Source organism: Paenibacillus sp. FSL R5-0744 (genome assembly GCF_037972555.1).
In the GTDB taxonomy this organism is placed as follows: Bacteria; Bacillota; Bacilli; order Paenibacillales; family Paenibacillaceae; genus Paenibacillus_AQ.
This window is the reverse complement of record NZ_CP150228.1, coordinates 3154221-3177876: the sequence shown is the minus strand read 5'-3', so window position 1 is coordinate 3177876 and position 23656 is coordinate 3154221. Positions and strand designations below refer to the sequence as shown.

The window sequence follows — 23656 nt, the reverse complement described above, 5'->3', positions numbered from 1 at the left end:
GCCAACTTGCTGGCTTAAAACGGACTTCAAATGCTGTATATGGTTGATTATGAGAGCAAATTCTTCTCATGCAATTGATCAAAAATAATTTGGGTAACAACAGATACGCGATCCCGATCCTTATAGCTTAACCAAGATAATTCCTCGATTTCGGACGCTGGCGTTAATGTCCCTTCATAATCCGCAATATAACAAGTCATTTTGACTGTAACACCCTCTGCTTTCCCATGAGCTTCTGCCTCAAACTTTCCAAAATAAGAGACAGTCTCTGTCTTGATCTGAACAGAAATCTCTTCCTCGATTTCGCGCACGAGCGTCTCTTCGTCTGTTTCTCCGACTTCTCTTTTTCCTCCAGGTAAATAATACATATCTTTCCCTTTGGAACGCGCACATAAGACTTGTCCATTCTCGATATGAATCCAGGCGATTTTATCAATGATTGTAGTCATATTGTTCTCCCCATGCCTTTTTTTCATCAATTATATCATACAGCTGAACGTATACATTTATGCAACGTCAGCTTTAGATTTTTGAACGCGAAGCTTAGATTGAGGTAGGTGATGAAGCAAATAGTATACAGCAACTGAGATAAGCGTCACGAACCCTGCAACTTCGTACATCATACGGTAATCTGTATAAGAAGCAACTACACCCATAATAAAAGAACCCGCTCCATACCCCAAATCAAATAACAAGAAAAAGGTTCCATTGGCGCTTCCTCTACGTTCTTTATCGGCTAATTTAAGTGCAAGCGTCTGAAAGCATGGCATAAGAGCGCCATACCCAACCCCCATAATGATGCCTGAGAGCATCAGCATGAATCCGGATCTAGCTTGACTTAAGCTAAGTAGACCTACAGCGAAGATCAGAATTCCGGGATAAATGAGAATATGTTCATTATATTTATCGAATACTTTACCGATCAGAGGACGAAACAGCACAATCATAATCGCAAAGGCGACAAAAAAATAACCGGTAAGCTGTGATTGGTTAATTTCTTTTGTAAAAGAAGCGATAAAACCAGATAAGGAACTATAAGAGAACGCAAGCGTAAATCCGACAAGTGAGATGGGCAGTGCTTTGGGCTCTATGACATCACTCCAGCGAAGACCCTTTCGTTTCTTCACAGTTTCCTTCACTGCTTCTTTAACCTTATCTTTCTCTTCCTTGGGCATCCGAACGCCTAATGTGAATAACAGCGAAAGCGCCGCAATCACACATACACCTAACAGCAATACATTAATGTTCTCATCTTTCCATAGAAAAAGACCCAAAGCAGGTCCAATGACCATCGCAATGCTCATAAACATACTGAAATAACCGATGCCTTCTCCTTGGCGTGAGAAAGGGATTAACGTGGAAGCTATTGTACTTGTCGCTGTCGAGGCAACCGCATAACTCATACCGTGAATGAAACGAATCACCAGGAACAATACAATCCCATTCGAGCCGAAGTAACCAATACAGGCTAATAGGAATAATACTAGCCCAATAACGGCCATTTTCTTTTTGCCGAATTTATCGACCCATTGTCCCGAAAAAGGACGGATCAATACACCTCCGAGGACATAGATCGTAATCGCTAGCCCCATTTGCTGCTGATTTCCGTGCAAGCTTTCCTTCACGTATAACGGGAATGCAGTTGCCAAAATGTAAAAGGTCAGAAACATAAAAAAACTACTCAAACAAATAACAATAAAATTCCGGGTCCATATCTTCTCTCTAATCACAGCAGACTCTCTCCATCCTACCTAAATCTTTTTATATGTTACAATAGTATAGGACCGAAAATTAATTAAGTAAAATACATATTATATGATGGATATATCACATTAGAGTTATGAATAAAGAGAGGTCAATGTTATGGAATTCCTTCAGCTTCAATATTTCCGTGTAGTTGCTCGTCTTGAGCACATGACTAATGCCGCCAAAGAATTAAATGTATCTCAACCCTCACTTAGCAACTCCATCCAACGTTTAGAGAAAAACTTAGGTGTTCCCTTATTCGAACGCCAAGGCAGAAATTTAAAATTGAACGAATTCGGAAAAACATATCTTCGTCGTGTGGAGCAAGCATTTCTGGAACTGGATGAAGGTCAGCATGAGCTCACGGATATGGCTGGACTTGAACATGGAGTAATATCTATAGCAGTAACACTACCGTATGTATTGCCCACTTTACTAAAAGAGTTTCTTACCCTTCACCCGCACGTTCGGATCATTCAGCGTCAGCTTGGCTCAGCATTAGAAATGAGAAACGATCTGGAGAGTGCGGTGATTGATTTTTGCATATCTTCGACACCTGTCACCGGACCAGACATCGAATGGTTTACCTTAGCAGAAGAGGAATTATGTTTAAGTGTGCCGAAGAATCATCGTTTTGCCAATCGAGAGAGTATTTCTTTGATTGAGGCTGCTGGTGAGAATTTCATTTCTTTGTCTTCTAGATCTAATTTCCGTGAAATTACAGATGCATTTTGCCGTCAAGCTGGATTTGAACCGCTAATTGCTTTCGAGCTCGAAGAAGTAAGTGCCGTTCAAACCTTAGTTGAGATGGGGCTGGGTATCACCTTTACTCTCCCTTTAGCCTTAAGTAGGAGAAGTAAAAACACAGAAATCGTTCAATTGAAAATAACCGATCCGCTTTGTCAGCGCACTTTTGGCATCGCTTGGAGCAGAAAACACTTTTTATCACAAGCGGCTATACAATTTCAGAAATTTGTTGTGGATTTTTTTAGTAAACCTCATGAGTATAGTTAAGGAGAATATGCCATCTTATATCAACCGTAATCACATCTAATAAGCTACTTATACCAAGAGGATTGTAAAGCGTACATGTTTGCATAAATGCCATTGTGATGTACTAAGTCTTGATGATCTCCTACTTCAGCAATTTCTCCATGATACATAACATAGATCGTATCAACATTCTTCGCCCAACCCAAGCGATGTGAAATAAAAATAGCTGCTTTATCTTGGCAGATTTCTAATAATTTCGTATAGATCTCCATCTCGGCATTCGGGTCAATTGCAGAAGTAGGTTCATCGAATACTATAAGCTCCGCATCATTGTATAACGCGCGCGCAATCGCCAGCTTTTGCCATTGTCCCCCTGATAGCTGCCTGCTTCCTTCTACTATTTGCCCCAAATTCACATCTAATCCGCCTAATTCATGGAGCAAATCTATCAGCTCACATTGTTCTAGAACCCTTAGTATTTTAGCATCATCTGAAGGTGTATTCGCATCGCCCAATAGGATATTTTCTCTTAGTGTCAGTTCAAACTTCACAGCATTCTGAAATACAACGGACACCTTACCGTGAGGTTCTAAATGATCCTTCCAGCAAATCGTTCCGGAGCTTGGTCTATATTGACCTAATAACATTTTAATCAACGTAGATTTCCCTGCTCCATTTTCCCCGACGATCGCTATTTTCTCACCCGGCTTTATGGTCATATTGATGTTAGACAAGACATTCTTGTTCGATTTGGCGTATTTAAAATAGACATTTGAAACGGTAATTGGGAGCATAGAATCAGTCGAATTATTTATTTTATTTTTGCGAAAATCCCTGTTCTTATATGTAAGTACTTCATTTAAGTCATATAATTTGCTACTGCTGATGTAAAGCTTGCTTAACGGCCAGGTCAAACTCATAATTTTACCACCACTCGATAACAGCGCCAGAAATAACACCGAAATTGTTCCAATTGTAACTGTATTAGACTCCCCCATTTTGTTTAACAGGTATACTAGAACTACAAAGATAGCACTCGTCTGGACCATAGCCACGACCATCCCTGTTTTGATCTCGAATTTTCTGGCACTAAATCTTTTATTATGCTGCTTCTTCATAATCATTGCCCAGAGATTTGTAAAATAAGAGATGGAGTTATAAATTCGCATTTCTCGAATCGCATTAGGATCTTCCAAAGTGTTAGCAAGATAGTCTCCCATTCTTCCATCGAAGGTGAGTTCTCTTCCTGTTCTTCTCACTTTAATTTCCGTAAATAATCGAATGGATAAGGTAGTCACGATCATTAGTGTTACTACGAATGTGACCAAGAAATAACCACTTGTCGCCGACATCCAGATGATGCTTATTAGTCCTGAGATAATTCCTACACTCGAGACCAAAAAACCTGTAATCCCCTCTAAATCTTCTCCAACTACCTTTTTAGCTCTTTGCAGTTTATTTCCAAACTCTTCATCATCAAAATCCTCAAAATCAACCCGGTTTGCAATATCTATCAGTTCGGATTGAAAAGCGAGGGTTAGTTCCGCATTCATTCGATTCTTCATCATGTTGGTTATGCTTAATGAACAAGCTTGTACGCCATGAATCACAACAAACCATAGAATAGGGAGCAGCGTCATAACACCGCGAGCCACACCGTTAATGATATTCACTTGGACAGCGTAAGAATAAAAAGTTAATAAACCACTGATTATAGCGACTATGATAGTGATTGTTGAGATCATCGGACTTTTTCTAAACATTCTCACGAGTATCATTACAAGATTAGTGATGTCAGACTTCAGCATGGATTTCTCCTTTCTTATACATATAAAGAGGACTGGCGATTAAACATCTTTTTGTATTTACCATCAACCCTCATTAATTCTTCATGCGTTCCACTTTCCACGATTTCTCCATACTCAAACAGAAAAATTCTATCGACGAATTTGGACATATACAGCCGGTGAGTCACAATAATGGAGGTCCGCTGCTCTCCTAATTTCATAAAGGTATCGAACGCCTGTTGTTCCGCATAAGGATCCAGGGCAGCAGTCGGCTCATCAAAAATCATAAGAGCGCCGTCATTGAGATAGGCTCGAGCAATCGCCAGTCTTTGCCATTGTCCCCCAGACAAATCTATCCCTCCAAACTGTGGACCTACTAAGGTATCCAATTGAACACCATAATTATCGGCTTCTGCTTTTTTCATCGCGGCTAATAATCTTGAATCGTCATGAATAGTAGCCATATTACCTAATGCAATGTTTTCTCTAATTGGTCTTTGTAACTTAATGAAATCCTGAAAAACAACTCTGGTATCCTGTGTCACGTTATGCGCTAAGACTTCATTCTCACCTTTAAACCACTGGATGTTTCCAGCTGTTGCAGGATACAACCCTAAGATCAACTTAACAAGCGTAGATTTACCCGAACCATTCTCACCTACAAAAGCAATTCGTTCACCTGGATGAATGGTCATGTTTATATTACTCAGGGTGTTCTTAGCGTTGGTCGGATATCTAAAAAACAGCTGATGAACTTGGACCTTCATCGGATCGGTGTTCCTGTTGGAATTCACCTCCTGATCTCTAAGCACCTGCTCTTCCAAATCTAAATAAGACGTATAATCCTCGTACCGTAAACGACTCTTCGCTAAGTCAGCGTAAACTCTTGTTAATGCAGGAATAACGATAAATAATTGACTGGATATCTGAAGTAATAACACAAAAAGCCCAGCACTCTGTCCGCTACTTCCGATCGTAATCGCTAGAATGGCAATCGTAGTCCCATTTAATAAGATCATGATTAAGCTTTGGGAGAAGTTGAGGGTTTCAGAATAAATAACCTTACGGTGCATTTGTTTGAAGTTATTCGTAAAGCTCTCTTTCATTGAGGAAAACAAAAAGGAGGACATTCTGTACATTCTTACTTCCGGAATGGAATTTCTGTTTATCAACAAATCGACTAAATAGTTGATCATTCGCACAGAGGAGGTTTGATTCGCTGAAATGGATTCTACTTTCTGTGACATTCGCTTCATAAAATAAAGCTGTAGAATCTGCACCCCTAAAATAATCAAAGCCAGAATATAGAAGCCATAAACAGATAAGATAACCATTAACACAACTAGTGTTATTAGGTGAACTGTCACACCTGTCCATTGGTCTAACAGATCAATCAAGGAAAGTCGTTTTGCTTTTTCTCTTTTAGTTTTTGTTGCGGGGGCCTCCATAAGTGTCGTAGATAATTTGGAAGTCTTTTCCAAAATTCTATGTTCCAGTTCATATATACTGGTGGATGTTAAATTGGTGATAGCAATGGCTCGAAGAGAACTATTAAGGCCAGCGAGATATAACATTACCATAAGCAAACTTACTAATAACAAGATATGTTGGTAGGTGTTAGGATTGAAGTTCTGAATGAGGTCAACCACATATTTCGTTGTGAATAATTCTGCAAAAAGGATTGGGGCACTCAGTAAGTTAGTGATAAAATATAAAAGTGAGTTTCTTCTGTCTTTCACATATAATAGTTTTACAACATAGAGAAAGTCAGGCAGGCAGCATCTCTCCTTATAAGTGTATTCCATTCTGTAAACACTTTCATTGTTTAGACGTGGAAACCGATTATAACGTTTAATGTTTATAATTGGAAGAGATATTTTCGAAATGACCAAACGAACAGGAGTGTACATTCATGAAACTTCAATTTAACTTATTCCCGGGCGGATTGCCCAAGGCGCTCACCATGAGCTATGATGACGGACAGAAACACGATATTCGCTTGGCGGAGATTTTTGATCAACATGGGATTAAAGGTACTTTCCATTTAAATAGCGCAATGATAAACGCACCGGGATTCTTATCATCTGCTGATGTTAAACATTCGCTCAGAAACCATGAGGTATCTGCCCATTCCGTTACCCATCCACATCTAGAGCGTCTACCTTTACCTATGGTGATTGATGAGCTGTTCGAAGACCGTAAGCGACTGGAGAAACTAGTGGATTATCCGGTACGAGGCATGTCCTATCCATACGGTACATACTCTCAAGAAATCATTGCTCCTCTACAGTCTGTTGGGATTGAATATAGCCGGACTGTCCATTCTACCAAACAGTTTGATATGCCTTTGAATTTCATGGAGTGGCATCCAACATGTCATCATATAGAAGATCTGCATCACGTATGGGAGCGATTTACAACGGAAGGGCCATCCCAAAAACTGAGACTCTGTTATGTTTGGGGTCATAGTTATGAATTTGCACAGCAGAACAATTGGGAGCTTATCGAATCCTTTTGCCAACAAGCAGGTGGACATTCGGATATTTGGTACGCTACCAATATAGAGATTTATGATTATGTTGCTGCGCTATATTCACTGAAGATGAGTGCTGACAAAACGGTCATCCGTAACAACTCAGCTATTGATGTTTGGGTATCCGTAAATGATCAACCTGTTCATATTAAAGGTGGAAGTACGATGATGATGAAATAATCCAAAATGCAAAAAAGAGCGATTTTAAACATCGCTCTCTTTTTGCATTTTACATAAAAGTGATTGAAATTACTTTTTTTGAAGTGTAAATGTCACTGTTTTTGCTTTTTCCTCAAGGATTGGAGTATAGGTGAATGTCATTACATTCCCTTTGCGACTCTTCAATACTATCATTCTGGTCAATACATATGGATCTCTGCCATCATTTACTCTATCCCATTCCTTACGATCCTCACTAGTAATTAGTTTTTCATAGAGATTAATGATTTCACCGGTGTTGCTATAAACTAAATATAAGTGTGTCGTATCTAATAAACGAACGAGCACAACGTCTTCCGCAGCATACTCCACTATGAAATCTCCGGTTGCTCCGGTTAACTTTTCCATCTCAAATAACTTGCCCAAACCGCCATCCTTAGTAATATATTGAACGTTCTTCCCATCGGTCATATACACCTGAGTGGAAGACACTTGTGGTGCATGGATATAAGCTGAGTTATTGTAATGATAGTCCATTTGCTTGAGAATAGTGCCCGCTTTGACCAATACTGATAGCTGCTATTGAAATCGGTGAACATGGCATAATGATTGTCCGTTAACTGGAGTAAGTCCGTACCATTGCCCACTTTTTCAATCTCAAAAGCGTAGTTGTACGCAGATTCCTTAAAAGGTAGTCGACCAAAAATTACTGGTTTCCCAGTTTCCGTTGCACGGTAATACAAATCGCCGTTTTTTTGAGATATCCAATAGGATCTTCCATCTACAGAAGCAGAAACCAATCTAGCTTCATCTATAATTTGGATAACCCCATCCGTTTTATTAAGCCCCGCTTTACCTCCAAGTACACTGACCGCTGAGACCAATGGAACGTACACCGAGCCTTTTATAATACGTGGGGACTTTGTTAAGGTCACCACTGCCTCATTCACTTTTGACTTTACAGTACCAGCCGTGAAGTTAACCTCACGCTCAGGACGAACCAGTTTGGCCGTTTTGGACGGTTGATCCCAAGATAATGTATACCCCATAGCATCTGCGAGTGATTTCAGGGGTACAAAAGTTGTATTCTCCGTGATCACCTGTTTACTGCTGATTCCGATTTCTTTATAGTTGAATTGAATTTGGTTTTCTGCTTGGGCTGATACCGATCCATACCCCGTACTTAAAATCAAAACAGTCAAGATTCCTAGCGTTACCTTCCATTTGTTCATTTCTTTTCGTCTCCCTTGACTCTATAGTCATATGTAATTAGACGACAGAATTTGGAAAAAGTTTCTTGTTTCCGTTTTACGTATAAAAAAGGCCTGATCCACGGTAGACTACCGCAGTCAGGTCTTCTGTCTTTTATAAAGTAATCTTAACTTCTAGCAAACTCATAAAACGCCAAGGCATCTCCCCATGTCTGGAATCCTGCTTGCGCTAGTTTATCACTGCCTCCGCCTTTTCCATTGTAAGTACTAAGATGCTCTTTGAAAAAAGCTCCACAGGAGATCTCCGCGCTGCCATTCTGTGCAAATACAACCTTATTTTCAGCAGAACTAGCCAATAAAACCGGAACATCGCATTTCGCGGTAAGCTTGTTAGCTAAACTTTGTAAATCTTTCAGCGATTTATCCTCGAACACTTTTGAGATCAGCTTTCCTTCTTGCTGTGCTAAAAGCTCCTGTACGACATAATCATCATTCTTCTCTTTAAGTAGGGTAATTTCAGCTTGCAGCTGCTTTTGTTCATTCTCCCATTTTTCAATGCGATCGATAATTTCATCTTTTCCCGTATTGAATTTGGAAGATAGTGCTCCAACAATTTGCAGACTGCTATTAAACTCCTCCAAAGCACGGTATCCACATTTAAAATAGATCCGCGTATTGCCTTTTTGTTTCTCCGCTTTCAGAAGCTTTATTATACCAATCTCACCTGTTGAAGATACATGCGTACCACCGCAAGCGTTATATTCAACATCTTTAATTTCTACAATCCGGATGTTTTCCGTCACTTTAGGTTGTTTGACCAATTTAAGCTGTGAAGCCTCTTCCCCTGTTACAAAATAGCTCAGGATACTATGGTTCTGGTAAATCTGCCGATTAACCTCCCACTCTATGGAATGAAGTTGTTTAGGCGACAGTTCTGACGCTTCTATATCAATGGTGCAATAATCCTCACCCAAATGAAAGCTTAGAGTCATAAACTGGTACAAATTGAGACAGATGGCTGAGAGCAAGTGTTGTCCACTATGCTGCTGCATATGATCAAATCTTCTCTTCCAATCGATCTGACAAGTGACGGATAAATCATTAGGCAGACGTTCAAGCTTATGCAAGACAAGATCTTCCTCACTGATTACATCAAGTACCGGAATATCCCCAATAGTCCCTAAATCACAAGGTTGCCCACCGCCATGCGGATAAAAAGCGGTCTCCTCCAAAATAACATAGCGTCCATCTTCTCGTTCTATGGTTTCAGTAATACAGGTCTCCCAATCAGTAAGGTATGTAGAATTGTAGTATAGTTTGTTGGTCATGTATGTATCCCTCTCTTTTATACGTTTATGGCACATTAAGCTTATAGTATCATAACGGATTTCAAAGACAAACTGCACAATGAAAAACGCCTTGCGGCGCTTTTGGAAGGAATTCACTTTGTTGTTCTACTTTCAGTTGTCTTCTACCTTGTTCATCAGTAATCCTGTACTCTCATCCAAGAATTCCGCTGTCATACTCTAGAACCTTTACCCCTGTTCAAGGAAAATAACGCCCTAGCCGAGCAAGCGCTTCACAGTGTCATTTGGACTTTCTGGCACCACCGTAGACATGGTTTGATTTTCCACAACGTGGTTCGCGAGCCAAGGACCCACCTGTGGGGGTATGGTTGGTTTAGTGCGAATGATATTGAACTGCTCTTATTAATCAGGACGAGTGGGATCAATTATGGAATAGTGATGATTATCTATGTAAGCATCAAAAGCATCTATGCCTTCTTGTAAAATTATACGCGATTCTTTGGGGGTAATTGGTACTACCCACAAGACATTAATTATTTCTTCACCTATTTTTATTTGTTCTAAATCCTCACTTTCTCCTCTTAGTTCATCAATCAAAAGGGCTTTTGTAGTCCAGTTTTCTGGTGCGAGTGCGCTCTCAGTCATTACTCGTGGTACTTCCGAAGATTGGATATGTTCAATATTATGGGCAATTATGTCACAGAAATATGAGAATATGCGATCAATGTTTTCTTGTCCCAAATCGGGTTTTAAAGCTATCATCCATTCATTCTCAATAGGTTTTCCAGTTTTCCGAATGGAATTAGATAGGCCGACTGTTGCGAATCTTGCAGGATTATTAACGTCAATTGATGGAAAATAATATAACTCAATATATACGCCAATCTCCGGTTTTGTCATTATGACTCTATATTCTGGCATAGACCATTCTTTAATATATAAATTGAGAATAATTGTTCTCCTAATGTCGAATTCCAGAATGATCCCTCGGCATGACTCTTTATTGATTTGCACATCCATCACCTTTTTTCAATATTGGTTTTTTGGTTTAGAATTTGGGCTGGTATCATTGTCCTCCTTCATCGTTCGCGGCCTGCCATTTCAGTAATTGAAAGGGCAAATCTCTCCAATTAAGAAGTTATTAATCTCTTTTCGATGAATGGTGCTTCATGACTGCTTCTTGAGCTTTAAGGACAATATCATCTACTTCGGAAAGCTGACGCTCAATAGAGGCTAGAGCCTTTAGTAAAAATAAGCCAAGACTTTCATCCCCTAAGGATAATTCCAATTCGGCGAAACATTCGATGTCTTGGAGTTTTTCTATATTTTTTTTGCTATTGATTTTTTTAGGGTATTCGATGTATTTATAGAGGGTTAAGACTGCTTCTTCCCCCTTTGTTTTAAAGTTGTGAACAGTTCCTTTGAATAGGGTGTCTTTGAATCCTTCCTTAAGCCTACCTTGTTCATTCAAGGCATCCAGATGAAAGGTTGCTAAATATTTTTCGTTTCTTACGGCATGATCATTAATGCTGTAGGATATATTCTCTTCGTCAAGAATCTTTATTATTTCATCAATTGACTTGAACTTCAGTCTTGCAAATCTCGCCGGAGAAAATTGCTTGCGCAAAGAATCTTCATTATTTGAAAGGTATGCCTTAAAAGAAATTTCAGCATTTCCTTCCAGGAGTTCTTTGAAATAAACAAGATGCCTTTCATCTACCATATCTGCCTCCTGCAACTCTTGAGCTTTTGGGTATATTATGTTTACGAGTTTTTTTTCGACTCAGGATTGGAGATCATATTGAAAAATGTGGCCCAGAGATAGTGTATGATGCCGGAGAACTGATATTTTGAAGCGATTAATCCAGATCTCTAGCCCAGCTGACTAACTCTTCATCGTCGAAGTTATATGGATATTCGTAAATATTAGAGTAATAGTACTCCGATTCTAATAAATCTCTAATTATATTGAAAACCTTATTGGTGGCATGAAATCCATTCCTGATGGGCGCGGTGAAGGCAAGCGAGCCATTATGAAATCCATCTAAAGAACCGGAAAGCTCTCGTTTGACTATAGATTCAGCTGTCTCTATCTTTTCTTTAACAAGCTCCTCTTTGTAAATTTGAATGCAGAAATTTCCACCATGTTTTATTAATTCAAACTCTCCATTGGGATGGAGTTTTATTGTATCTCCTTTCGCAAGCCCTAGAGCCAGCCCAGGAGATGCACATAATTTGAATATTTTATCGCTTATGCATTCTGCAGGAAGCTCTTCAAAGACTGCTTCCTCTGAATTTATGCCGGCAAAAACATTAATTAAGGTTAATTTATGTTCCATACGAATACTCCTCAATACTGTTTCTTTTAATGTATGAGATTTGAGATTACATCCTACATGTATCCGCTATCGCTTGTAATTCAACGGGTCGATAATAAAGGAGGTTCCTCTTTTTTTTGATAAGGGTTACTTCAAGATGCTTTCAAGGCGGCAATGTCATGTACCTTGTTAATAATTGGGGCGTTGCTGGCCCTGCTTTCTCAAATCTAGGAAAGATATTCAAGAAATCATAGCAGGTACTAAAACGCCTCGTCAAGTGCTAGAAGCGGTAGACAAGTCTTCGACGCCGGATGTACTCGGATAACGAGATTCCGGTAATGAACGGAAACCCAACAAATCCGATGTATAGTAACATTAAGCTTACTGTCAGTATATAGATTGTGAATCACCAAGGATTGTGCAAGTAATTCAAAAAAAGAAAAGTTCAAGTGGTATCTCTGCTTGAACTTTAAATGGTTATATTGAGGTGAATCTGGCGTTAAATCAATTCTTTCTCACTATTTCGTAACTCTACTTTCCGCTGTACCAAACCAAATACGCTATACGCATTTTACCAATAAAGCGAACGAACAAAATGCTTATTTTCTGAGCGAGGCATTATATCTATGAGTGTATACAAACCATGTAATGCTTGCTGTTAATAATGCCGACGAAATCAAAGCTGTAAGAATACTATATGTTTGCCAAATAAGTATCGTTGGCCAATCTAATGCACAGCACATTATACACAGGGCAATCGTAGCAATCAGCAAAATAGCTGTTACGATTATTCGCTTTTTTGTAATTGGCTGCCGCTCATTCGTTTTCCTTCTGCGTAATCCTAAGATAAAGAACAGAACAGCCAATAGGCAAAGAATAATTGTGATAGACGATAAAATGATGTCCAAAAGCTGTGTGCCGCTTATTTCATATGACTGCGTTAGATTGCCGTCTAATATATCTTTAACTTTTAGTACCATGCTTCTATTGATATTTGCGCCGTTGGTCAGCAAGCAGACGGCTGTTCGTTCATTTGGCAGTATGGCAACTTCGGTTCCGAAATTGGGATTGCCCCCTGGGTGTTCTATAATCGTTTGGTTGGCGTTTACCGACCAGCCCGCTGCATAATACATTTCGTTGACTGCCGGAACAGACATATCGCCCTGATGTGACTTTTCGATAACCGTATGGAATATTTCGGGTATGTCCTGCACAATACCCATCTGTATGCCCATCCAACGCGCCATATCTTTTGTACAAGAAATGATGTAGCCTGCGGGTTTATTCCCGGAATAATCCGGTGCGTTATATGGAGTTGTCATAAAAAAGGAAGAACGGTAGCCCTGTGCCAACTGTCCGGTGTCTTGAGCATCTTCTTTATAAACATACGTCTGGTGAAGACCTAACGGCTGAAATACCTGTTCCCTCATAAAGTCTTCATAGCTTTGTCCCGACACAATCTCAATAACCAAACCCAATACGTCATAATTAACGGTTCCATAGCTATACTTTTCACCGGTAGGGAACGCCAACTCAGCATCTACCAGCATTTCCACAGTCTTTTGCAGCAAATCTGGTGTATTGCCTTGTGGAATATTTTGAGAATGCCTACTATTTGTTAGGCCGCTAGTATGGTGAAGAAAGTTATTGAGTGTAAGGCTTTGCATATCAACAGGTTTGCCTTGATATTTTAACGTAAACCAAGGTAAATATTTTTGGACAGTGTCAGTCATTGACAGCAGCCCTTGCTCCTCCAACAGCAGAATACCCATGCCGGTAAAAGCTTTACTGACCGAGGCCAACTCATATAGTGTATTTTCACTTGCAGACAACCCACTTTCACGGTCTGCATACCCGGAAGAAAAGTAGAACACTTCATCATCAGCAAGTATTGAGATCGACATTCCCGGCACACCTGATATACGACGGGCATCATCCAGCAACGCCTGTATTGCCGCAGATTGCGTATCTGACAACGACGCATAACTTTGTGTTGCGAATCCTGAGAATAATATAAGTATTGATAATACAAAAACAATAGTCTTTTTCATAAACTCTCCATTCCGAAAAAATATAAACAACGGAGACTAACCAAAATGGCTAGTCTCCTTTCTTTTTTAAAAATTTCGCCCTATTATGATAAAGCTCAGTGTAGGCAAGTTTCATTAATCTTTCCATGTTACCTGCCATCCATATGAATGAAGTTTAAAGTATTTATTAAACTCCGCGACTACGGACTTTGCGTTCTCCTTCGATATTGCATGAAATATAGTTATATCGACTATATTACAGTTTGAAATTTCCTCCAACCCTTTAAGTCTTGATGCATCTACTCCAATCTGCTTTAGACTCATACAATTTTTGAGTATTGTTAAATCTCCAACCGGATAAGTGAATTGCTTTAATTTCTTCAATTCTCCTATAACCTCTATATGTGATTCATCTATTGCACAGCTATCCGTCTCAAAAAACGTTAGATTCTTTAAACCTTTTAAGAATGATAAATGTGGTATAGTCACTTGTTTGAGCTCTAGTTTTATTAACTTACTAAGGTTTGAAATATAAAGCAGGTCGCCAATCTCCATTTCTTCTAAACTTAGTTCCTTCAAATTTTTTATAGTTCCTATTAATTCCATATCAATTGAGTTCATTCTATATAGTCTCAAACTCTTTAATTTCTTTATATCTTTCAGTTTATGTATATCTTTTAATGGAAGTCCTATTAATGTTAGCTGCCTTAGCCCATCTAAAGAAACTAAGTACTCCAAATCAGACTCTTTAAAGGCTTCTGATCCTATCACAAGTTCTGCTAAAGAAGGCAACCGTTTAAGTACATCGAAATTAGTAATTTCATCCGCATGTATGATAAGTTCTTTAAGATTAACCATATGGGTTAAAATATCCAAAGATATTGCTCCGTATTTTTGAGCTTGATCAGCTCTAATAAATACCATTCTCTTTTTTTTCAATGTTTTTGAAGATACAAAACCACTCTCAACATCGTCTTTAAAATACTCTTCCCAAAATCCGCTTACAGGGATAAGGCTGTTCTCTTCGATATCCATTTTAGTCAAAGCCAAAATATCATCCAACAAACTTCCACTTTCACGGGATAATATGATTACATCATCTTCTTCACGAATACCAATACTACTATTTCTGAGGCTCGAATCGATAAATTCAAAGAAATGCCCCAAACTTTCCGCAATAACATATGAAAAACTAGAATTGTGATCTATCGTTATAATTTGCCCATAAACGCCCTTTTCTCCGGGGTCTAAATCAATTGCCAAATATGAGCCTCCACCATCTTCGGCAAAAGGAATCCAGCCTTCTCTGTAGTTCCCATCTTTTATTATATCTGGTTTGCTGGATATAATATCGTATGCTGATTCCAAAAGGGACTTCCAGTTGCTTACTATCGATTCAATGTTCATCCAACCAAGACCAGCCATAACGCCAAAAATCTGCTCTCCTTCTCCATTAGAATTCATGTATAACTTTCTAAAATCTTCTGGAAATTTGCATTTCATCATGCTCTCAAAAAGGTTTATTTCTGATTCCTCAACTGCTGGATTCAGTAATTCCTCTACATTTGGTATATGCGATTTTAATGTCTCGATCAGTAAACACTCTTCTTTTTCATTAACTAATGACATATAGTGGCCCCCATTCTACAGAATTATAATAGTTTCAGTAAACGTCCTTGGTTGATCATCAATCATTTTGTTATGAATCATCTTCAACAGTTCCATCAATAATTAATTCTATCTTACATATGGAGCATCTATTTCCTGATTTAGCAATATCGTATCATGAATTTGTAAATATTGTTGTATTAAGCCATATAAAAAAACTAAGAGTCATCTAAGGGGTTAAACCCTATTTATGATACGTTTTCCCGCGTTTAACTTCAACTATCCTGCCCGTTTGCTGAATAAAGGCAGCCGATCACATTGACTGACCGGCTGCCTTATCGTGTTTATTGAGCTATCGTTACCCGTCAGATCAATAAGAAAGAAAAACAGTATCCTCCTAATGTGATAGGAAAAAGCTTTACTTTGATCGTTGATACAAGGATCAGAAGGTTCAGAAGGTCAACGAATTAACAAGCACAAGTAACGTCTTTTAAATTTCGTATAGCAATAGCATTGAGTCGGAGCGCTTCTACGATTGAATCTCTTACTGCTAACAATTCAAATCTTTCACGACTGCCAATAGGCAATCTGCAAAGCAATGCTTCAATTCTTTTAAGGCTTTCCTTCAGAACCACTCTTTGCTTACGCAAAGCATTCAAAGCTCTTTGAATTCTTCTCTTCTCTGCAGCAGTCATAAACTACCACCTCTTTTCGATTGTGATAGTATATGAAATGCGACAGAGCTCCTATCTGCTTGTACAATACGGAAGGTAAATGATTGATTTTACTGCTTTTTGCTAGCTTCCATGATAGGAACGGACCAATCTACATTGGTGTACAATCGGTTAACTATCGTGCGTATTAATTGAAGCTGATCAGGGATTATAGTAAGACCAGCGGCACGGAACTGAAAAAAATACTTTTTGTTATCTGATTGTGATTCAACAATTTCAATATATCCATCTTTCCATCCAGATCCTCGGGGAGAATAAGCACCTCTTCCTGTAAGAGGCCACTCTTTGCCAGCGACATCCTTAAATATCCACTCACTGTTCATAAACTCATTTCTGAATTTTCCACTAAAGTGTAATGAACCCTCCTTCTCATTGCTATTGGTATTTGGTGGCGATTCCACTGTAAAGTCAAATAACTTCAGCTCATCTCCATCAAAATCAAAGTGAATCGGATGCTCCTTCAACTTCGAAGGCTCAAATTGCACGCTCGAACCATCCTTCTCAGGAACAAAATATCCATCGAACACGAAAGTATATGGTGTATCCTGTGGTAAAGTTGGAAACGTATAGCTCCAATGCATTTGTCCAGGCTTATCACCTGGAATCGAAGAACTTGACATTACGAAACTCTTACTCGGAGATTTTCTAGGATTGACACTCTGAATCTCTTCACCCGCGCTATCCTCAAAATGGAACTTCACCCCTTGCTGCTTCCATAATTCACCTGGAGAACGGTTTAGCGCCTCATCACTCAACTCCGTATCAAATTCAAAACGAACACCTTGTACCATATGAGTTAATTTTTTCAAGGTGACTGTTAAACCATCCGGAGAAGTGTAGCTACCCGTTAGGGGAGTTGAGGTTGTTTGTTCATTCGCTTTTGTCATATCCATCGAAAAACTAAAGTTCCAATCGCCTTGAAGTGCAGGAATATTTCTGTCCTTGCTTCCCAACTCAGTAATATGACCTTCGACTGTAATTTGATCGGTTTGCAGTGGCTCCGAGAAATTAGCGATCATATAGTAAAAATCGTTGGTAAATCCAATATCGTATAATTCTCCTACGATCTTTCCTTGATCATCTTTAACTTCAATCTTATTTCCTTCACCAAAACCCAAGCGATGTCTGTCATGCTTTCCATCCGGTCCGAACAACTTTAGAGCGACAATCACACGAGTAGGATCCGCTACAGCTTCATCTATTTTTATCGTATAGCCTTTATCCTTCACCTTAATATTAGGATGTTCTACTAACCCAAATTCTTGTGCACGTAGAAGGCCAATGTCCACATTATCTTTTACAAAAAGAGAACGTAAAGTCTCTGCCAATGTGGGCACAGAATATAAAATCACGGCACTCAGAACAACAAGTAACAAAGCCGCTCCCATGGCTATTCTTAGTGACTTAAGTATCTTCGGATTCTTTCGCTTCCTGTCAGGTACCGTTACTTTCTCTAGTTCTACGAATTCTATTGAAGCCATAACTTGAGCAGTAAAAGAATCTGGCAGCTTCTCTTCAAACAACGCTTGCGACCACTCCTCTTGTTCTTCTAATAGTGTATGATAGATTAAATTGCAATGGGCACAAGCAGCGATATGATCAACATTTTCAAATGGTCGGGAGGTGGGTGTACTTAGGATGTATTGCTCGATCTCAAATGGACTTAAACACTTCATCGCTCTTCACCTCCTGGTGTGTCATGATATGTTTCAATCGTTGTTTTGCACGATAAAGGTCATTTTGGATCTTACTTAAAGGGACCTCTAAGAGCGTACACATTTCTTCATAGCTTAAATCATTGGTATAACGAAGCAGCAAAGTCGTACGATAATTAGGCGGTAGCTTCTGCATTAACTGATGCAGCTCTGTGCGATGCTCCGATCGAATGAATTCTTCTTCTGGATTATCTGAAAGAGATAGTTCAGCAAGATCATCTGGTAAGCACGCTATAGGACGAGTTTTTTTCCACAAATCCTTCAGTAAATTAGTCGCGATCGTATACAGCCAAGCCGCAAAGTTTTTATCCAAATCATGTGAGGCTAGCTTACGATAAGCTTTTATAAAAGTCTCCTGAGTGATGTCTTGTGCGTCTTGATGATCGGCCCCCATTCCTCTCAAAAGGCCATAGATTTTATTCTTATATCGATTCACAAGATACGAATAGTCTCCCTTATGACCATCCAGAACGCTTAGGATCCATTGCCTTTCTTCCTCTTTTTCAACTCTCGGTATATGTCCCTTCACCCTTAAGCCTCCTTGAAGCACGATACTGTATAGACGATCCCTAACAGAAAAACTCTCACTTCATACAAAAAAAGTAGATCTTCAATTGTATTGAAGACCCACTCTGTTATCTAACCTCGAACATGCCCCATCTGTAGCCCAAATAGGCTCACCCAAGTGCTAGTGATACAAGCCTACTCCAATATATAAGCTCTTCATCCTGCCCGTAAGCCCCAATACATTGAAATCCTAAAGGCATGTTATGAATAGTGGCTGAAGGAATGCTAACAGTTGGCGCTCCTGCGTATGACCAAATAGCCGTCATTCCAGCCCATCCTGTCCGTGTTCCCCACAATGGAGCAGTTCCTGCTTGAGCGGGCGAGACCCAAATATCAATCCCCTCTGTCTTTTGAACATAAAGTAGATCATATCTCAATTTGATTTGTCCTCTACGATATCGCTCCAGTTCTTCCTCTTTGATGGTTTGACCTGATTCAATACCAGCACGCATCGCCGAACCATAGTAATCTTTATATTTTTCAAATCGTACGGCATGCACTTGAGCCATTTCCCCTTGTACTAATCTCAACATTGCATCCCCATAGATGAAACTATCTTCCCATGGCATCTTAACCGTTTTTATGATGAAGCCCGCCTCTTCCAACTTCTTAATCTGGCTCCAAAAAGTATGTTTAGCGTCCTCTTCCAATAAAGTCATGAATACCCCTTCTGGAATACCAAGCACGGGTTTACGGTTAGATTCGAAAGGCCTCCATTCCGAGATGAGTTCTGAAGAGATCCGCTCCATGCTAACCATATCCTGTGTAAAAAATCCCATCGTATCAATTGAAGGGGACATCAACTGAACACCATCCAAAGGGATACGTCCATAGCTTGGCTTAAATCCAACAACACCACAGAAAGAAGCAGGTGCCATAACAGAACGTAAACTTTGTGTGCCTATCGCAAATGGACACATCCCCGTGGCAACTGCCGCTGCAGACCCTGCACTAGAGCCGCCTGGTGTATGATCCAAATGATGAGGATTACGAGTTGGGAGATGCCCGGCATATGCGAACTCTTCGGTCACCGTTTTGCCTGTGAACCATACTCCTTTTTGCCGCAGCTTTTTAATAAAACTACCTTCTGAACGTGTTAATTCCTGTGGAGGAAGATTTGAACCGGCACGAGTGGGCAAGCCGTCTATATGAATTAGATCCTTAACTCCTACTGGAACTCCGTATAATGATGGTTTTGGGAGCTCATGATAGGTTTGTCTTAGCAGCGCTACTTCACTCATGATTCTATCTGTTCTTTTCTCTTCCGATACAAAAGCATGGATGTGAGGCTCCAACTTATCATAACGATCTAAATGCTGATTAAGGAATAGCTCGAGGGATGAGTCAATTGGCTCTAATCCTTGGAACTGTGTTAAAGAAGATATATGGATATACATACCTAACCCCCTCCACAATTTACCGATCTAAGATCACCTGGGCTATGATTGTATTTATTTGGAATAACTTCATGTTAATCGTAGTCCTTTGCTAAGGCAAGAAGTTTAATCACTGCATACAAGGCGCACATAATCACTACAATCCCTGCGAAAATAAGAATTGTCTCCACTTGGACACTATCAGCTAGCGGACCGGTGCGATTCTTTTTGTTCGTCGCATGTGCCGAATGAAGCATGAAAACAGGTTTCTTAGATCGTTCCTTAGATTCTTAAGATCGTTCACCGGTCAATAATAGGATCTTGCAATTATCGAATTGACGAACCCAATACGCATAAACGTCTCTTTTCATATACGAAGTGCAGAAACAGCAGCTAGAGTCTGGAAACATTTTACGGTTCCTAATTCTCTCTTCTAAACTTAATTAACCCCATATAACAATTAAGGGAAGATCAAGTTTTTCGCTTAAGTACTGAAGATATACATCAGTCTGCGGCCAAAAAAATTGTCTATTAGTCGTACCTTCTAAATCTCTATCGACACGCATATGGACAAGCTTGATTTTTCCTTTGGGAGTATGATAATCGTGAAGGCTACAAGCACCGTCGCGTCAATATCTACCCTACCCGATACATTGATATGAACTTCATCATATTCATGTAACGGGAGCATTTCTGAATGCAACACAGCAAGTACTTACTCAGCTGCTCGACTAATATCAACCATATCCACTTTATCTCCTCCAATAGGTACAAAAAAGCCATGGAGACGATAGACAGCAAACAGGTGTCTATCGTCTCCATGACAAAATAAGCCCTATGTTTATGAACTGGGTGTGTCCCAGTACAAATCCAACTCTGTCGTATCACTAACGACAATAGAAAATTTGATTAATCATAACATAATATATTTACCACATTTACAGTTTTTCATCAACAAACTGCAATTTACAACATAAAAATTAATTTTTTAGATTGAGTTTCTAAACTATAATCTTTAAGATCTTTTTAGAATGTCTCAAATATTATTCTCACTTTTCTTTACTTAAAAGATCAGCTAGCTCTACCGCATTCTTATCTTTTAAATTCAGCATCTTTTCGCTATTGCTATTTTTAATCAGAAAGCCATTTTTAGCTTTAAGATCTATATAAAGGCTAAAATCAACAACCTCAGAATCAGCGTAAGTAACAGTCATTCGATAGGATGGTGGCCCCACATCGACAGCCCCGCGTACTTTTTTAACAGTTCTTATAGCATCTTCGAAGATTCGAATGCTTTCACTGTCAGTGTAAGTGATTTCCGTTGTTTCCGATACAAGGCTAACGCTAAGGATCTCTTGCGTTGGTCTGATTAATACAAATATTAAAATCAATAAAATTATCAGTGAAATTGAAATGATGCTAATTTTTTTCATAACTACCTCCTTACTGAAGAAAGATGGAGACTGATCATTCAGTCTCCATAATAAATTTATAACTCATTTGAGTATGCGTTGGCAATTTCATTAAGTAAATTATCCCTAACATTATTATCTCGTGTTATAAAAGTTCCCGGTTTATTTGTAGTTGCAGAATTTACCTCATCCAGAGTAAAGGTTCCTTGTTATAACCCATCAAAAACATCACGGCGAGGATAAGTGTAGCGATCCCAATCACGTCATCCGCTAGCATTATCATTTTTTCACGACTATAACGGTCCAAATAAAGATATGGTTTGAGCCGTTAGAAATAGGGTTATTTTTCTTTTCCAATGATCATTCATGGTTTGCATTAGTATTTAACTCCTTTATTTCTGGTTTCATCTCCTATGTTAAGCACACGATCAACCCATCCCTTATAAAATTGTTCTTCATGAGAAACAAGAATCACAGTTCCGCCAAATTGGATTAGAGCTTTCTGTAAAGCATCTTTCGTTTCAGCATCTAAGTGATTGGTCGGCTCATCCATAATTAAAAAGTTATATTCTGACAGCAGTAATAGGCACAGCTTAACTTTAGATTGCTCTCCGCCGCTGAGTGTACGTATTGACTGTGTTACAAGGTTATCTTTAACAACACACTGCGCTAGATAGCGACGTATTTCCTTTACAGTCAGTTTGGGATCATAAGCTGAAATCACCTGAATAGGTGTCATTGTATCGTCTTCCCAAGTTAAATCTTGCTCGAAATAACCCACTTTAACTTGTTCTGCGAACTGGAACCTACCGGTAATCCCTTGGATCTCTCCAACCAACGTCTTTAGTAAAGTTGATTTCCCGATTCCGTTGAACCCCGTAATCACGAGCTTTTGTCCACCGCGAATGGAGAACTTCAATTTAGGCAACAAAGGCTTATCGTAACCTACTACTAAGTGATCCACTTTAAGCGCTACTTGTGACATGCACGGAAGCTCCTTAAAGCGAATAGACGCTTTGGAGACAAATGTCGGAGCAGCGATTCGTTCCATTCTATCCAGCTGTTTCTGGCGACCACGGGCAATTTTGGAATTAACACCTGCACCGTTTTTTCGAATGAATTGCTCAGTGGTTTCGATTTTTTTCTGCTGTGCAATATATTGCCGGATATGACTCTCTCGTAAATGTTCCTTCTGCTTCACAAAATCTGAGTATTTCCCGTGGTATTTTTTAATCGTTTCGCCCTCAATATCGCAAATACTAGTGGATATTTTATCGAGAAAGGCATAGTTGTGAGACACTACAATGAACGCTTGATTGAATGCAATCAGATACTCAGCGAGCCAGTTAACATGTTCCTTATCCAGATAATTGGTTGGTTCATCGAGTAATAACACATCAGGTTGTTCAAGTAAAAGCTTGGCCAGAATGACTTTCGTCCGTTGCCCCCCGCTTAACTGCTCGATGGGACGGTCGATTCCAATCGCGTTGATCCCTAGACCGGTAACCATCTTACTGATGTTGCTCTCCATTGAATAATAGTCTAGCGCTTCTAATCGTTCCTGGTAGTCTGCTGCCTTTTGTAATAACGTTTCGTTGCCAGTTACAGCGCACTCTTCATAGAGCTCATTTATTTTTCGTTCTAGTTCATATAATTCTGAGAAAGCCTGTCTTAAATAATTATGAACCGTACGGTTTCCATCCATGACAGCATATTGATCGAGATGACCGATTGTAATATTGGGCTGCCACTTTATCATTCCATCATCCGGGATCACTTCGCCTGTCAAAATGCTAATAAACGTACTTTTCCCCGTTCCATTCTGGCCAACCACACCGACATGCTCACCCTTGTACAATTCCATAGAAACATTTTTGTATAGAACCTTATCGCCAAAAGCATGTGATAAATTAGAAACCTCAAGTAAACTCATTTCCTATTCCTCTTTTCTAAAATTAATTAAGAACGCAAAAAAAGCAGAAGACACTGCACCCTTAGGTGCAAGCCTTCTGCTTGTCAGTACACGAATGAACGGCACAAACATATAAATGTCAGTGTAGAAACTGAGCAATATAACACAAAAGGCTGTAGACGAAAATTGTCTACAGCCTCTTAATCATTAACATCGGAAGATAGCGCAATCAAATAAGCATGAATAAT

General features: G+C 39.3%; 20 protein-coding genes and 1 pseudogene. 2 read left to right on the top strand and 19 right to left on the bottom strand.

Annotation, left to right across the window (positions count from 1 at the left end; genetic code table 11):
* Positions 1-47: 47 nt before the first annotated feature.
* Both MKY19_RS14010 and MKY19_RS14005 read right to left on the bottom strand, forming a co-directional pair.
* A complete protein-coding gene (locus MKY19_RS14010) occupies positions 48-449 on the bottom strand; it encodes an NUDIX domain-containing protein (RefSeq protein ID WP_339803700.1) in 402 nt (133 codons plus the stop codon).
* Between the two features lie 57 nt (positions 450-506).
* Complete coding sequence (locus MKY19_RS14005) at positions 507-1730, bottom strand: MFS transporter (protein WP_339803697.1); 1224 nt, start codon at positions 1728-1730, stop codon at positions 507-509.
* Between the two features lie 133 nt (positions 1731-1863).
* Between MKY19_RS14005 and MKY19_RS14000 the strand changes: the two genes are divergently transcribed.
* A complete protein-coding gene (locus tag MKY19_RS14000) occupies positions 1864-2760 on the top strand; it encodes a LysR family transcriptional regulator (protein WP_339803694.1) in 897 nt (298 codons plus the stop codon).
* 44 nt (positions 2761-2804) lie between these two features.
* Here MKY19_RS14000 and MKY19_RS13995 read toward each other — a convergent pair whose 3' ends face one another.
* Positions 2805-4547, bottom strand: coding sequence for an ABC transporter ATP-binding protein (locus MKY19_RS13995; protein WP_339803691.1), 1743 nt, complete (start codon positions 4545-4547; stop codon positions 2805-2807).
* Between the two features lie 14 nt (positions 4548-4561).
* Positions 4562-5923, bottom strand: coding sequence for an ABC transporter ATP-binding protein (locus MKY19_RS13990; protein ID WP_339803689.1), 1362 nt, complete (start codon positions 5921-5923; stop codon positions 4562-4564).
* Between the two features lie 515 nt (positions 5924-6438).
* Between MKY19_RS13990 and MKY19_RS13985 the strand changes: the two genes are divergently transcribed.
* A complete protein-coding gene (locus MKY19_RS13985; RefSeq protein WP_339803685.1) occupies positions 6439-7239 on the top strand; it encodes a polysaccharide deacetylase family protein in 801 nt (266 codons plus the stop codon).
* 69 nt (positions 7240-7308) lie between these two features.
* Here MKY19_RS13985 and MKY19_RS13980 read toward each other — a convergent pair whose 3' ends face one another.
* From MKY19_RS13980 to MKY19_RS13910, 15 genes and pseudogenes are all read right to left on the bottom strand, one after another.
* On the bottom strand, positions 7309-7689 hold the full coding sequence (locus MKY19_RS13980) for a hypothetical protein (RefSeq protein ID WP_339803683.1): 381 nt from the start codon (positions 7687-7689) through the stop codon (positions 7309-7311).
* The gene (locus MKY19_RS13975; RefSeq protein WP_339803681.1) at positions 7686-8450 is read right to left on the bottom strand and encodes a copper amine oxidase N-terminal domain-containing protein; all 765 of its coding nucleotides are present in this window, start codon (positions 8448-8450) and stop codon (positions 7686-7688) included. The genes MKY19_RS13980 and MKY19_RS13975 overlap by 4 nt, the downstream gene beginning before the upstream one ends.
* A 146-nt stretch (positions 8451-8596) precedes the next feature.
* Positions 8597-9757, bottom strand: coding sequence for a DHHA1 domain-containing protein (locus MKY19_RS13970; protein ID WP_339803679.1), 1161 nt, complete (start codon positions 9755-9757; stop codon positions 8597-8599).
* Between the two features lie 234 nt (positions 9758-9991).
* Positions 9992-10084: pseudogene (locus MKY19_RS13965) on the bottom strand (SDR family NAD(P)-dependent oxidoreductase); the annotation flags it as partial.
* 54 nt (positions 10085-10138) lie between these two features.
* The gene (locus MKY19_RS13960; protein ID WP_339803676.1) at positions 10139-10756 is read right to left on the bottom strand and encodes a suppressor of fused domain protein; all 618 of its coding nucleotides are present in this window, start codon (positions 10754-10756) and stop codon (positions 10139-10141) included.
* A 121-nt stretch (positions 10757-10877) separates the two neighbouring features.
* Positions 10878-11459 carry a hypothetical protein gene (locus tag MKY19_RS13955; protein ID WP_339803674.1) on the bottom strand — a complete coding sequence of 194 codons (582 nt, stop codon included), beginning with the start codon at positions 11457-11459 and terminating at the stop codon, positions 10878-10880.
* A 136-nt stretch (positions 11460-11595) separates the two neighbouring features.
* Entirely contained in the window at positions 11596-12075 is a 480-nt protein-coding gene (locus tag MKY19_RS13950; RefSeq protein ID WP_339803671.1) for a DUF4265 domain-containing protein, read from the bottom strand.
* 578 nt (positions 12076-12653) lie between these two features.
* Positions 12654-14105, bottom strand: a complete 1452-nt coding sequence (locus MKY19_RS13945) for a serine hydrolase domain-containing protein (RefSeq protein ID WP_339803668.1) — start codon at positions 14103-14105, stop codon at positions 12654-12656.
* A 114-nt stretch (positions 14106-14219) separates the two neighbouring features.
* Positions 14220-15713 carry an SMI1/KNR4 family protein gene (locus tag MKY19_RS13940; protein ID WP_339803665.1) on the bottom strand — a complete coding sequence of 498 codons (1494 nt, stop codon included), beginning with the start codon at positions 15711-15713 and terminating at the stop codon, positions 14220-14222.
* Positions 15714-16159: 446 nt separating this feature from the next.
* Entirely contained in the window at positions 16160-16387 is a 228-nt protein-coding gene (locus MKY19_RS13935; RefSeq protein WP_042187971.1) for a hypothetical protein, read from the bottom strand.
* An 89-nt stretch (positions 16388-16476) separates the two neighbouring features.
* The gene (locus MKY19_RS13930) at positions 16477-18102 is read right to left on the bottom strand and encodes a DUF4179 domain-containing protein (protein WP_339803661.1); all 1626 of its coding nucleotides are present in this window, start codon (positions 18100-18102) and stop codon (positions 16477-16479) included.
* Positions 18080-18670: a sigma-70 family RNA polymerase sigma factor gene (locus MKY19_RS13925; RefSeq protein ID WP_339803658.1), complete on the bottom strand. Its 591-nt coding sequence runs from the start codon at positions 18668-18670 to the stop codon at positions 18080-18082. Before MKY19_RS13925 ends, MKY19_RS13930 begins: the two co-directional genes overlap by 23 nt.
* 148 nt (positions 18671-18818) lie before the next feature.
* On the bottom strand, positions 18819-20105 hold the full coding sequence (locus MKY19_RS13920; RefSeq protein WP_339271111.1) for an amidase: 1287 nt from the start codon (positions 20103-20105) through the stop codon (positions 18819-18821).
* Between the two features lie 1028 nt (positions 20106-21133).
* Positions 21134-21517 (bottom strand): hypothetical protein, encoded by a 384-nt coding sequence (locus MKY19_RS13915; RefSeq protein WP_339247963.1) that lies wholly within the window; start codon positions 21515-21517, stop codon positions 21134-21136.
* 355 nt (positions 21518-21872) lie between these two features.
* On the bottom strand, positions 21873-23429 hold the full coding sequence (locus tag MKY19_RS13910) for an ABC-F family ATP-binding cassette domain-containing protein (RefSeq protein WP_339803656.1): 1557 nt from the start codon (positions 23427-23429) through the stop codon (positions 21873-21875).
* Between the last annotated feature and the right edge of the window lie 227 nt (positions 23430-23656).

Excerpts from the sequence above, each read along its gene's own strand:
- MKY19_RS14010 (WP_339803700.1), bottom strand. The coding sequence starts at position 449 with ATGACTACAATCATTGATAAAATCGCCTGGATTCATATCGAGAATGGA.
- MKY19_RS14000 (WP_339803694.1), top strand. The coding sequence starts at position 1,864 with ATGGAATTCCTTCAGCTTCAATATTTCCGTGTAGTTGCTCGTCTTGAG.
- MKY19_RS13995 (WP_339803691.1), bottom strand. The coding sequence starts at position 4,547 with ATGCTGAAGTCTGACATCACTAATCTTGTAATGATACTCGTGAGAATG.
- MKY19_RS13985 (WP_339803685.1), top strand. The coding sequence starts at position 6,439 with ATGAAACTTCAATTTAACTTATTCCCGGGCGGATTGCCCAAGGCGCTC.
- MKY19_RS13980 (WP_339803683.1), bottom strand. The coding sequence starts at position 7,689 with ATGACCGATGGGAAGAACGTTCAATATATTACTAAGGATGGCGGTTTG.
- MKY19_RS13975 (WP_339803681.1), bottom strand. The coding sequence starts at position 8,450 with ATGAACAAATGGAAGGTAACGCTAGGAATCTTGACTGTTTTGATTTTA.
- MKY19_RS13970 (WP_339803679.1), bottom strand. The coding sequence starts at position 9,757 with ATGACCAACAAACTATACTACAATTCTACATACCTTACTGATTGGGAG.
- MKY19_RS13960 (WP_339803676.1), bottom strand. The coding sequence starts at position 10,756 with ATGGATGTGCAAATCAATAAAGAGTCATGCCGAGGGATCATTCTGGAA.
- MKY19_RS13955 (WP_339803674.1), bottom strand. The coding sequence starts at position 11,459 with ATGGTAGATGAAAGGCATCTTGTTTATTTCAAAGAACTCCTGGAAGGA.
- MKY19_RS13950 (WP_339803671.1), bottom strand. The coding sequence starts at position 12,075 with ATGGAACATAAATTAACCTTAATTAATGTTTTTGCCGGCATAAATTCA.
- MKY19_RS13945 (WP_339803668.1), bottom strand. The coding sequence starts at position 14,105 with ATGAAAAAGACTATTGTTTTTGTATTATCAATACTTATATTATTCTCA.
- MKY19_RS13940 (WP_339803665.1), bottom strand. The coding sequence starts at position 15,713 with ATGTCATTAGTTAATGAAAAAGAAGAGTGTTTACTGATCGAGACATTA.
- MKY19_RS13935 (WP_042187971.1), bottom strand. The coding sequence starts at position 16,387 with ATGACTGCTGCAGAGAAGAGAAGAATTCAAAGAGCTTTGAATGCTTTG.
- MKY19_RS13930 (WP_339803661.1), bottom strand. The coding sequence starts at position 18,102 with ATGAAGTGTTTAAGTCCATTTGAGATCGAGCAATACATCCTAAGTACA.
- MKY19_RS13920 (WP_339271111.1), bottom strand. The coding sequence starts at position 20,105 with ATGTATATCCATATATCTTCTTTAACACAGTTCCAAGGATTAGAGCCA.
- MKY19_RS13915 (WP_339247963.1), bottom strand. The coding sequence starts at position 21,517 with ATGAAAAAAATTAGCATCATTTCAATTTCACTGATAATTTTATTGATT.
- MKY19_RS13910 (WP_339803656.1), bottom strand. The coding sequence starts at position 23,429 with ATGAGTTTACTTGAGGTTTCTAATTTATCACATGCTTTTGGCGATAAG.